A 12,209-nucleotide genomic window follows, 5' to 3' on the forward strand; every position below is an offset into this window, starting at 1 on the left:
AAGCGGTCTCGTGTTCAAATAACAGCCATCATGTCATTAGAGCCAGCAGATGCGTGCTCAGAGCATCCGGCTCCCCCAGAAAATCGGCAACCCGTACAGGCGTGACCCGCCCCTTGTGCATCAGCCCAAGGGTGGGATAACCCTGACCACCCAGCCGTTTCATCCAGCCCTGGCTATCTGCCAGATGTTGCAGCAATGGGGCCTGCAGATAGGCTTGCTGGAACGCGTCTTCACTGACCCCCTGCTCTGCCGCCAGCGTGGCGAGAAATGCCGGCTCACCAATCCAGATCCCGTCCCGATAGTGGGATTGCTGGATCCGGTGCAACATGGCCAACCCATCCCCCCCCAAGGCCGTGACGGCCAAAACCGCACGGATCGGCGGCTCGGAGTCCAGCAGACACCCTTCGCGCAGCAGCAGTTCGTTAAAGTAGCGCTCGCCAAAATGCTGGCCGGTCAGCGCCTCGATCCGCTGATCATGGGGGCGCACATAATCACGCAATGCCTCGCCCATAGGCTGACGGCGACTACCCAGCCAGAGACCGCCCGCATGCAGCTCGATCTTGAGCCCAGCAATGGTGGCTGCCGCCTGCAACAGGGGGGCGGCACCGTAGCACCAGCCACAGAGCGGGTCATAGACATAATGGAGGGTGGTTTGTTGTTCGCTCATCTTCATTCTCACTTCAATCTCGGATAAAAAACCGGGCCCTTAGGCCCGGTAAAAACACAGGGAAAGCAGGCTCAGTGGCTTACCACTTCATCTCGCCGGTATTGACCTTGGCACCGATGGCCAGACCATCGTCAACCGGCAGTGCCGGATAGGCTTTCTTCAGAGCCTCAATCAGCTCACCGGAGTTTTTCGCCTTGGCCAGCTCCTGTTCGAAACGCTCTACATAGTCACGGGTAAAGGTCACAGCAGCAGTGCCTTTGGGAGCAGTGCCCAGGAAGTGGCCCGGTACCACACGCTCGGGTTTCAGGGCCAGCAGGTTATCCAGCGCCTTGACCCAGTTGCTGCGAGCCGCTTTGGTCTGGCTGTCGGCCATCCAGACATGCACCCCGTGGTAGACCGGCACACCACCAAAAGCAGTCTTGATGGAAGGGGCCCAGAGGTAGGCATTCGGGGTATTCATCTCTTTGATTTCAATCTTCTCGCCATCCAGCGTCAGGTGGCTGGCGGTCATCACTTGCGGCACGGTCAGGCTCTTCGGTGCACCCTTGCCGAGGATCGGGCTCCAGTAGCTCAGCTTGGCATCCTTGGTCTTGTTGATATGGTCAACCACATGCTGGTCGGCCAGCACTTTGACATCCGGGAACGCCGCCATGACCGGCTCCAGACCGAAGTAGAAGTCGGGGTCACCGGCACTGATATAGACAGTGGTCAGCTTCTTGCCGCTCTTCTTGATCATGTCGACCAGCGCCTGACCATTTTGCACGTCGAACTGGGCATCGATCAGGATGGCCTCTTTGTCACCGGTCACCAGTGAGGAGGAGACCGGGAAGATCGCCTTCTCGCCAGGGTTGTAGACGGTCACGCTCAGGGGGGCGGCCAGTGCGGCGCCACTCAACAGGGTGGTCGCCAGAGTCAAGTTGCGGATCAGGGTGTTGTTCATCATCTATTCCTCATTAAGTATTCGGGGGTTCATTTGATGGACACAGTGTATTGGATCAATTAAGGTGCAAATACAGCATAAAAAGCGCATCACTGTTGCACATATCGAACATATAGAGAGCCATACATGGATCGACTGACCGCATTGCAGGTCTTTGTCAGCGTAGTCGAACAGGGGAGCCTGAGCGGCGCCGGAGAGAAACTGGATATGTCGCGCGCCATGGTGTCGCGCTATCTGGCCGAGCTGGAGAGCTGGATGGGCGCCCGCCTGCTGCACCGCACCACCCGTCGTCTGAGTCTGACCGGACCGGGAGAGGAAGCGCTGAACCGGGCCCGCGCCATGCTGGCGCTCGGCGAAGAGATGGAGCAGATCGCCGTGAAGGGGGATGACGCCCCCAAGGGACAACTGCGGATCACCAGCAGCTACTCCCTGTCGGAAGCCTTGCTGGTCGGGGCTGCTAACGACTATCTGGCGCAATACCCGGGGACGGCCATCGACATTCTGCTGCTCGACAGAACCGTCAATCTGGTGGAGGAGCGGATCGATCTGGCGGTGCGCATCACCAACGACCTCGACCCCAATCTGGTGGCGCGTCGTCTCGGCACCTGCCACTCGGTAGTCTGTGCCAGCCCGGCCTATCTGGCCCGTCATCCAATGCCACACAAGGTGCAGGATTTGGCGCTGCACAACTGCCTCACCTACACCTACTTTGGCAAGAGCCTGTGGGAGTTCAATGGACCGGACGGTCCCGAGTCAGTGCCGGTCAGCGGTAACCTGAGCGCCAATATCTCCAACCTGCTTCTGGAAGCAACGCTTGAAGGTGCCGGGATCAGCCTGCAACCCCGCTACTCGGCACAACCCTATCTGGAGCGTGGGGAACTGGTGCCCCTGCTGACCGACTGGCAACCCAAGCGCCTCGGGGTCTACGGGGTGTATGCCACCCGCAAGCAGATGTCGCCACTGCTGCGCAGCTTCCTCGATTTTCTGCTGGCCCGCATGGCGGCGGATCCCATCTGGCAGGAGTAAGCACTCCGCACACCCAAACATAACGAAGGGGCCGCTGCGGGCCCCTTCTTCACTCTGATCCCTTGATCAGGCTTCAAATCCGAATGGTTCTGAGTGCGGCGCTTCCGGCTGCGCACTCTCGTCGAGGAAAATATCCCGATAAGCCACATAGATGGAGTAGTTGAGCGCCGGGATCACCACCAGCAGACCTACCAGTAACAGCACAGCGCCAAACAGCAACAACATGGCTGAGAGCAGTCCCCACCAGAAGAAGGGCCACATATTGCGCCAGCAGCCGAAGAAGCTCAGCCGTACCGCCTGGATGATGCCGATATCGTGGTGGTAGATCAGCGCCGGAGCAAAGGTGACCCCCATCAGCACGGGAATGATAAGCAGCATACCCACCAGCAATACCAGCAGCAGTTGTTGCAACTGGCTGGCTGAGACCACCATGCTCTCGGGATCCTGCGTCAGCAGCGGGAGCAGCCCCCACATGGAGAGCAGACCGAGACAGACGAGGCCCACCAGGCTGAACAGCAGCAACACCAGCAGACCGCCTAGCATCAGCGGGGTCAGCTTGTGGCGAAAACCGGCGAAGAGATCGGCAAACTGCAGCGGCTCCCCCCGATAACCCCGAGCGGCGACCGCCACCCAACCCGCGCCCCACACCATGTAGAGCAGCTGGGAGATAAGGCCACCCGCCGGCAGTTGCTCCAGCAGCATGCCCACCATAAACCAGACCAACACCATGGCCACGCTGATCCCCATACCCTTGTTGAAGATATCGAACCCGCTGCGAACCCAGAGCCAGCCACGACCTGTCGTGTACCGGGCCGGAGTGGTGCGCAAAGGGGGTAATCCGTTCATATCGTCTCCTCGGAGTGTCGGTGGCATCAGTGCCGGAAGCCGATTCTAGAGCCAGGGCGGGGGCGACTCAATGGCGAAGCGGCCCGACCACGACATAAAACCTGACGCAGCTATGCACAAAAGGGGCGTCAGCCACGCCCCGCCTCTGGCTGCCCCGACCATAACGAGGCACAATCTGCCCCCTTCCCCAGCCGCGCCTGTCGTGGCCAGCGTGCCGTGATCACCCTTTAGTGATCGACGAATGCCGGACAGGGGGTTGTCATCCCGCCATCCCGGGCGCTTTAACATCGAGTGGTATCGTCATGAGAGTTGTGTGTTGTCTGTTGTTGTTACTGGCCAGCCAGTCGGCCCTGGCCGAGGGTTTTATCAGTCGCCTGCTCAATCATCCGGTGCCGGGTGGCGTTGCGGTGATCCCTCTTGGCGCGTCACCCACTGCCCCCACGGCCCGCTATCATGACAAACCCGTGCTGGTAGTGCGCGAAGACAACCAGTGGATCGCCATCGTCGGCATCTCTCTCAAAAACCCGCTTGGGGCCCAACAACTGACCACAGGTGATGGCCGTACTCTCGGCTTCACCGTGACCCCCAAGCACTACCGCGAGCAGCACATCAAGCTTAAGAACAGCCGTCAGGTCAATCCGCTCGCCGAGGATATGACCCGTATCAACCGCGAGCTGGCGGAGCAGACCCGGGCTTACCAGACCTTCAGCCCCAACCAGCCGAGCAACCTGCTGTTCGACAAGCCGGTCAACGGACCCCTCTCCAGCCCGTTTGGCCTGCGTCGTTTCTTCAATGGCGAGGAGCGCAATCCCCACTCCGGCCTCGACTTCGCTGTCGGTGCCGGCACTCCGATCAAGTCCCCCGCCGCAGGCAAGGTGATCCTGATCGGCAACTACTTCTTCAATGGCAATACCGTCTTTGTCGACCACGGTCAGGGGCTCATCAGCATGTTCTGCCACATGTCGAAGATCGATGTGAAGCTCGGTCAGAGCCTGCCGCGGGGGGGCATCGTCGGGCGAGTCGGTTCGACCGGTCGCGCCACCGGCCCCCATATGCACTGGAACGTCAGCCTAAACGACACCCGGGTCGATCCCGCCATCTTTATCGGTGCCTTCAAGCCCTGAATCGGCAGAGCCCGTTAACAAAACATCCTCTAACAAAACAGGCAGCCCATGGCTGCCTGTCTGCTATCTGCACGTCGAACCTGATTACCTATCCGGCCAGCGCGTGGGCGCCGGACTCCCGACGCATCGCCCGCCACATCACCAACACCAGCAATGAACTGCACGTTGGCAATGCCAGCCAGACCCCGGGCACGCCCCACAGGGTCGAGAATCCCCACAAGAAACCGCCGATCAGCACCAGCTTGCCACCGGTGAGCAGGGAGGCGATGCGGGCCCGATTGATGGCCTGGAAGTAAGTGGCCCCCACCAGCAGCAAACCCTCCATCGGCAGCCCCCAGAAGTAGAGCCAGATCCCGAGGCTCGCCACCGGCAGCAAGGTGGCGTTGTCGCCGGCAAACAGATAGACCGCCGCCTCCGGCCACAGATAAAGCGGGAACATGGCGCACAGGGCGATCCCCAACGTCACTCCGAGTGCCAGATTGCGGATCCGCAGCACCCGCTGCCAGTGACCGGCACCCGCGTTGAAGCTGGCGATGGGCTGGATACCCATGGCGATCCCCTCAAACACCAGATAGAAGAAGGCCTCGGTGTAACTGATCACCCCGTAGGCGGCCACATGCAGCGAAGTGCCAACCGCCAGCAACGCCTTGTTGTGCAGCGCCAGCACTACCGAGAGATAGAGGTACATCAGAAAACTGGAGATCCCGAGGCGCACCGTCTCGCCCATCAGCCGTAGATCAGGGCGCAAGGTGTCCCAACTTATCCGCAGCTGGCTGCGCGGCGTGAAGAAGTGCCACAGGCAAGCGAGGCCCGTCACTGCCTGAGAGAGCATGGTGGCGGTCGCCACCCCGGCCAGTCCGAACGGAAACACTACCATCAGCAGATAGTCGAGCAGCACGTTGAGCAGGCCCCCGACCACCATGATGAGGGTGACAAACCCGGGGCGGCCATCGTTGCGCAGCAGCGAGCTGAACGCCATCGACAGCACCGCAAAGACGCCCAGCCAGGCGTAGGCCTGCAGGTAGGAGAGCCCGGCGGTGAAGATCTCCCCCTCCGCTCCCATCCAGGCCAACATGGGCTCGCCATAACGGATCCCGATAAAACTGAGCAGTGCCGAGGCCAGCAACACCATCACCAGGGCATTGCCGACGATATGGCGGGCTTTGGCCGGGTTGCCCTGCCCCAGATAGAAGGAGACCAGCGACGAGGCCCCCATGCCGATCAGCGCCCCCACCGCATAAAGCACGGCGCAGATGGGATAAGCCAGCATCAGACCGGCCATGCCATCCTGACCCAGCACATGGCCAACGAAGATGCCATCGATGGTGACATAGATGCCGGTGATCAGCATGGCCGCCACGGTCGGGGTTACGTAACGCCAGAAAAGGCGAGATAGCGGGGCTGTGCCCAGATCAACAGCTGACATATTCGACTCGGTGGAGAGAAAGCGGCCGGGATCATAGCGAAACGGCAGCACGACTTCCTGTTATTTGTGTTATGAATCATTAATATAGACTGCTTTACCCGCCTCCCTGCCCTGTTTTAGGCTAGGGCCACCTCTTCTGAACGGAAACGAGCCTCATGTTGCAACGCCTGCTCACCTTCTTGCTGCTCTCCCTTCTCTTGTTGCCGCCAACCGTGCGCGCCGACGATGCCATTGCCCAGGCCGAATCCCTGTTGCAGAGCGTGCCCAAGAGCGATACCCCGGAAAACCAGAAGCTGCGGGAGAGCTACCAGCAGGCGCTGCAATTTGCCAGAGAGGCCGAGCGTTACCGAGAGCAGAGCAAAGCCTATCAGCAGATCCTTATCGATTACCCCAAGGAGTCGGCACGGCTCAAGGAGAGCCTGCACAACTATCAGCCCGCCGCTCGCCCGCCGCTGGCGAGCCTCAAGGAGGAGGCGCTGCGCCAGGCCATAGGCCTGAGCAGCAACCGCCAGCTCAACCTGCGCAAGGAGCGGCAGGGGGTGATGGATAGCCTCAACCAGCTGGAGAGCACCGGTCAGGAGTATCACCTGCGGGTGGATGATCTGCGCAAACAGCTGCAACTGACCCGCAGCCAGCTGGAGCGACTGAGCTTCAGCAGCGAATCGGATCGCCAGCAGGAGGCACAGCTGCTGCTGACCAGAATGAAAGAGCAGAGCCTCTCCGACCGGATCCAGATGCTGGAGCTGGAGCAGCTCTCTGCCCAGCAGCGCAACGATCTCGGCAAGCTGAAACTGCAGGAGCTCAATCTGGCCATCGCCGACGAGGATGAGTGGCAAGCCAGCCTGCTGACCCAGCAGAACCAGCTGCGGCGGGAGAAGACCGAGCAGGCGCTGGAGGAGAGCGAAAGGCTGCGCAAACAACTCACCACCGACATGCCGCTGCTGCTGGAGCAGCAACAGCAGAATCAGGCGCTCTCCATCCAGCTCGGCACACTGGAAGATCAAATTGAGCGGGTGCAGGACGAGCAGCGCAGCGTCGACAAGAATTTGTTTGAACTGAATGAGCTGGTCAACTCGGTACGCGAACAGCTGGAGTGGCTGCAGATCAGTAATGCCTACGGCGAGAACCTGCGCAGCAAACTCTCCGATCTTCCTCCCCAGTTCCCCCTCGACAAGCTGGAGTCCGCCATCGTCAGCGCCCGCATGGCCAAGTACCAGTACGAGAGCGAGCAGGATGGGCTCAAGGATACCCGCCAGCTGCGCGACAAGCTGATGGCCGAAGAGGATGTGACGCTGGATCGGCCGCAGCAAGCTGTGCTCGACAACCTGCTCAAGGCCCGGCGCCAGCTGCTGACCCGGCTCAACGACGCCTCCGATACCCTCATTCAGGAGCAGACCCGTCTCAAGCTGCTCTACAGCCGCCAGAACAGCAAGATCGACGAGATCCGCGAAATAAGCGCCAGCCACCTGTTCTGGATGCCGGATGTGCGCCCCTTTACCCCACAGGTGATGCTCGGTATTCCTGCCGCGCTGACCCTGGCCTTCAACCCGGACAACTGGTTGCAACTGCCCTACGCCATCGTCGAAAACAGCCCGCTGAGCCTCACGCTGGCCGGTATTGGGCTGCTGGTGCTGGCCTGGAGCTGGTTCAAGCTGGCCCGTCACCTGAGCCTCTATTGCGACCATATTGCGCCGCGGATCGGCAAGGTAACTCAGGACAAATTCAGCCTCACCAGCCGCTTGCTGCTGCGCTCCCTGCTTGCCGCCCTCCCCTTGCCCGCCATGGTACTGATGGTGCGCGGCCTGCTCGAAGGGGCCTGGCAATACCCGTTTGCGGTGGCGGTGGCGCGCGGTCTTGGCGAGATCTGGTTTCTGCTGCTGGCGCTGGTGATGGCCCGCCATCTGACGCTGGAGCGGGGGATTTTGATCCACCACTTCCGCTGGCCCCGGGAACAGGTGCAAAAGGTATGGGGGCAGTTTCGCACCCTGCTGCTGGTGCTGATCCCGAGTTTCTTTGTGCAGGGGATGGCCAACAGCTATCAGGAGCACGCCTTCTACGACTCCCTCGGCCGGATGGCCTTCATGATCGGTGCACTCTGGCTGCTGCTCTTCTTTGCCCGCCTCAACCGGGAGCGGCTGCCACTCACCTGGGGCCAGACCGATATGACCAAGCCCCATCTGCTGCACCACTTCATCTGGAACAGCCTGATGCTGGCGCCGCTGCTGGCGGTGATCGGCGCCCTGTTTGGCTACTTCTATACCTCGCGCACCCTGCTGCGCCAGCTGGAGCTTAGCCTGCTGATGGGGCTGGGTTGCCTGCTGGTCTACTATCTAGCCAGACGCTGGATGCTGATCCAGCGCCGCCGCCTAGCCTTCGAGCGCGCCAAGAGCAAGCGGGCTGAGATCCTGGCCCAGCGCGGCCGGGAAGAGGGGCATGACGAGCTCAGCTCCGAGACCCCGGACGTGGTGGAAGAGACTGAGCTGGATCTCGATACCATCAGCGCCCAGTCGCTGGGACTGGTGCGCACCCTGCTGATGCTGGGCTTCACCATGCTGGTGGTGGTGCAATGGTCGGATCTCAACTCCGCCTTCAGCTTCCTCAGCAATATCGAGGTGTGGCAGGTGAGCAGCAAGATTGGCGGCATCGAGCAGCTCTCGGCCATCACCTTGCAGGATCTGATGCTGACCGCCTTCGTCTTCATTCTGACCGTGGTGACAGCCCGCAACCTGCCGGGGCTGATGGAGCTGACCCTGCTGCAGCACCTCAGCCTCTCCCCGGGTACCGGCTTTGCACTCACCACGATCAGCAAGTATCTGGTGATCCTCGTTGGCGCCCTCACCGGTTTCTCCATGCTCGGTATCGACTGGTCGAAGACCCAGTGGCTAGTAGCCGCCCTCTCGGTAGGGCTGGGTTTCGGCCTGCAGGAGATCTTCGCCAACTTTGTTTCCGGCCTCATCATCCTGTTCGAGAAACCAATCCGGCTCGGTGACACTGTTACTATTCGCGATCTCACCGGCACCGTAACCAAGATCAAAACCCGGGCGACCACCATAGTGGATTGGGATCGCAAGGAGATCATCGTGCCCAACAAGGCCTTTATCACCGAGCAGTTCATCAACTGGTCGCTCTCCGATGCGATAACCCGGGTCAAACTGCGGATCCGGATCGGTCTGACCCGTGATCCGAAACTGGTGCAACGTATTCTTGAGGAGGCGATCCATGCCTCTACTCTGGTACTGGAGACCCCCAGTCCGGAAGTATTCCTGATCGAATTCACCGACTCGGCGCTGATCTACGAGATCCGCCTCTACGTCAACAACATGGATCACCGGATGCCCATCACTCACGAGGTTCACTCGCTGGTGCTGGAGAAGATGCAGCAGCAGGGACTTCCCCTGCCCCATCAACAGATCGACATTCACCTGAGCCGCGGCTGATCCCCGAGGTACAAGGAGCAGAACATGCAAATTATTGCCCACCGTGGTGCCAGCGGTCTGGCACCGGAAAACACCCTCAAGGCGATGGCAAAAGCACTGACGCTGGGAGTCAGTGCCATCGAACTGGATGTACAGGCAGCAGATGACGAGTTATGGGTATTTCACGATCGGAGGCTGGAGCGTTGTACCAACGGCAAGGGGGTGCTGACTGAACAATCACGAGCCTATCTGGAGCAACTCGATGCCGGTGAGGGAGAGGTGATACCGACCCTGTGGCAAGTGATGGAGATTATCGCCGGACGCTGCGAGCTGCATATCGAGCTCAAGGGTGCCGATACCGCTGACGCAGTGGCATCCCTGACCCGAAGGGCAGAGGCCAAGCTTGGTTTTACCCCAGAGCAGTGGGTGGTTTCGTCCTTCCATCACCCGGAGCTGGCCCGATTTGCCGCCTTGCGGCCCGATATCCGCCTCGGCGCCCTGACCGCCAATCTGCCACTCAACCTGGCGCTGTTTGCTGATGAGCTGGGGGCCTGGTCACTTAACTGCGACGTGGATTTTGTCGACCGGATACTGGTGGAAGATGCACATCAACGCGGATTAAGGGTTCTAGTTTATACCGTTGATTATCATGAAGATTATGAAAAACTAGCCAGCATGGGGGTCGATGGAATCTTCACCAATCGTCCAGATCGTTTCCTGTAGCCACCTGACAAGGATACACATATGGATAAGCTCTGATTTAGGCACTAACTTTAAATAGCTGATCGGGATACAAAGAGTTCAACTTCAGCCGATAAGAACAGGCACATAACAATAACCAGTTTCCACACACTCAGACTGACGCTCACAAGGATGTAACTATGAACTTATCGATTAAAAACAAGCTGGTCCTGGCTATCGGGGTCATCATTCTGGTGATCACCGGGATACAGGTCTGGTACAACACCTCGCAACTGCGCAGCGAAACCCAGCGGCTGGTCTGGAATATCATCGACGAAAGCTCCATGGCCAACGTCAAGGGGATCTCCCGCTGGGTTGACTCCCGTATCGCCATCGTCAGCACCACCAAGGAGGCTTTCACCAAAGAGGATGAACCCATCAGCCATCTGGCCCAATCCATGAATGCAGGTGGATTCGACCTGGTCTATGCCGGTACTGCCGATGGCAAGATGATCCAGAGCAAGCCCACCAACCTCCCTGCCGGTTATGACCCCCGTCAACGCCCCTGGTACAAGGATGCAATGGCAGCTGGCAAACTGGTCATTACTGCCCCTTATGCGGATATCTCTACCGGACAACTGATTGTCACCATTGCCGAGCCGTTCCAGCGCGGCAACACTCAGGGCGTCATCGCCGGTGACGTATCCATCAGCGCCCTTATCTCGGATATTCTGGCAGTCACCACCGAGGGCACCTACGCCATTCTGGTAGACAGTAATGGCACCATCATCGCCCACCCGGATGCCTCGTTGAGTCTCAAGTCTGCCACCGCACTGGCCCCTGAATTGACTGCTTCTTACATCAACCAGATCGCCCATGACGGCATGATCAACGAGCTGGTGATCAGTGGCAAGAAAGAGGTCTTTGACTTCAACGCAATCCCCAATACCAACTGGTATTACGGCATGATGGTGGATGAGGAAACCGCCTATCAGTCGGTGCGCAGCATGGTCACCTCCTCCCTCATCCAGGGGCTTATCACCATACTGATCGTGGCTGGCTTCTCCTATGTCGCCATCAACGGCTCGCTGGCCCCCCTGAAAACCCTGGGCGAAGCGATTGCCGATCTCTCACGCGGCAACGGTGATCTGACCCGCCGCATCAAGATTGAACGTGAGGATGAAGTAGGCGCGGTTGCCAAACACGTCAACACCTTCATCGAGCGGATCCATGTGATGGTGCAGGATATCTCCAACTCCTCCGGCCAGCTCAACCAGCAGGCCAAGTCGTCCCACAGCATGGCGGAGAAGGCCAATCAGGGTCTGGCACGCCAGCAAAACGAGATCTCCCAGATCGCCACTGCGGTACACGAGATGTCGGCCACCGCAGTCGAGGTTGCCAGCAACGCGGAGCAGACCGCCGAAGCGGCCCGCAGCTCCACCAGCAGTTGCGAGCATGGCAAGCAGGTGATCGCCCGCAACCAGCGCTCCATCACCGATCTGGCCACCCAGGTGGAACAGGCCTCCAACATCATTCAGGAACTGGAGAAAAACGCTCAGGAGATCAACACCATCCTCTCCACCATTCAGGGCATCGCCGAGCAGACCAACCTGCTGGCACTCAACGCCGCCATCGAAGCGGCACGTGCCGGTGAACAGGGCCGCGGCTTTGCGGTGGTAGCCGACGAGGTGCGCGTCCTGTCACAGCGTACCCACAGCTCCACCGTCGAGATCCGCAATATGATCGAAACCCTGCAACGCAATACCCAGGGAGCGGTCAGCACCATGCACGAAGGCCAGCTGCTGGCCCAGAACAGCGTGGATGACGCCAACAACGCCACCCACGCGCTGGAGCAGATCACCACCTCGATCAACCAGATCTCCGACATGGCGACCCAGATCTCCAGCGCCGCTGAAGAGCAGCGGGCCGTCACCGACGAGGTAAGCCGCAACATTCAGGCGGTGAAAGATGTCTCGGACGAACTGGCAGTAGATGCAGACAGCTCACGCCATCTCTCTGAACAACTTAAAAATATTTCGGGTGAACTGAGCAATCAGGTCGGCATGTTCCGCATTTGAGCATG

General features: G+C 59.7%; 9 protein-coding genes. 5 read left to right on the top strand and 4 right to left on the bottom strand.

Going from position 1 to position 12,209, the window contains the following annotated elements; translation table 11 throughout:
* Nucleotides 1–28: 28 nt before the first annotated feature.
* A complete protein-coding gene (locus tag G5380_RS09455; protein WP_216953053.1) occupies nucleotides 29–673 on the bottom strand; it encodes a DsbA family protein in 645 nt (214 codons plus the stop codon).
* Nucleotides 674–746: 73 nt separating this feature from the next.
* Nucleotides 747–1,607, bottom strand: coding sequence for a Vmh family MBL fold metallo-hydrolase (locus G5380_RS09460; RefSeq protein ID WP_026035063.1), 861 nt, complete (start codon nucleotides 1,605–1,607; stop codon nucleotides 747–749).
* Between the two features lie 126 nt (nucleotides 1,608–1,733).
* Here G5380_RS09460 and G5380_RS09465 point away from each other — a divergent pair, with 126 nt between their 5' ends.
* Nucleotides 1,734–2,633: a LysR family transcriptional regulator gene (locus tag G5380_RS09465; RefSeq protein WP_167573451.1), complete on the top strand. Its 900-nt coding sequence runs from the start codon at nucleotides 1,734–1,736 to the stop codon at nucleotides 2,631–2,633.
* A gap of 66 nt (nucleotides 2,634–2,699) precedes the next feature.
* Here G5380_RS09465 and G5380_RS09470 read toward each other — a convergent pair whose 3' ends face one another.
* A complete protein-coding gene (locus G5380_RS09470; RefSeq protein ID WP_005362278.1) occupies nucleotides 2,700–3,479 on the bottom strand; it encodes a BPSS1780 family membrane protein in 780 nt (259 codons plus the stop codon).
* A gap of 302 nt (nucleotides 3,480–3,781) precedes the next feature.
* Here G5380_RS09470 and G5380_RS09475 point away from each other — a divergent pair, with 302 nt between their 5' ends.
* The gene (locus G5380_RS09475) at nucleotides 3,782–4,603 is read left to right on the top strand and encodes a peptidoglycan DD-metalloendopeptidase family protein (RefSeq protein WP_421352686.1); all 822 of its coding nucleotides are present in this window, start codon (nucleotides 3,782–3,784) and stop codon (nucleotides 4,601–4,603) included.
* 88 nt (nucleotides 4,604–4,691) lie between these two features.
* On the opposite strand, the gene G5380_RS09480 is transcribed toward G5380_RS09475, so the two are convergent.
* The gene (locus G5380_RS09480) at nucleotides 4,692–6,029 is read right to left on the bottom strand and encodes an MATE family efflux transporter (protein WP_421352687.1); all 1,338 of its coding nucleotides are present in this window, start codon (nucleotides 6,027–6,029) and stop codon (nucleotides 4,692–4,694) included.
* Nucleotides 6,030–6,184: 155 nt separating this feature from the next.
* Between G5380_RS09480 and mscM the strand changes: the two genes are divergently transcribed.
* From mscM to G5380_RS09495, 3 genes are all read left to right on the top strand, one after another.
* Complete coding sequence (gene mscM / locus G5380_RS09485; RefSeq protein WP_421352688.1) at nucleotides 6,185–9,466, top strand: miniconductance mechanosensitive channel MscM; 3,282 nt, start codon at nucleotides 6,185–6,187, stop codon at nucleotides 9,464–9,466.
* A 24-nt stretch (nucleotides 9,467–9,490) separates the two neighbouring features.
* A complete protein-coding gene (locus G5380_RS09490; RefSeq protein WP_421208789.1) occupies nucleotides 9,491–10,168 on the top strand; it encodes a glycerophosphodiester phosphodiesterase in 678 nt (225 codons plus the stop codon).
* A 158-nt stretch (nucleotides 10,169–10,326) separates the two neighbouring features.
* Entirely contained in the window at nucleotides 10,327–12,204 is a 1,878-nt protein-coding gene (locus G5380_RS09495; protein WP_421208790.1) for a methyl-accepting chemotaxis protein, read from the top strand.
* Nucleotides 12,205–12,209 lie beyond the last annotated feature (5 nt).

This window comes from Aeromonas sp. 604443 (assembly GCF_049170315.1).
Taxonomy (GTDB): Bacteria; Pseudomonadota; Gammaproteobacteria; order Enterobacterales; family Aeromonadaceae; genus Aeromonas; species Aeromonas veronii_A.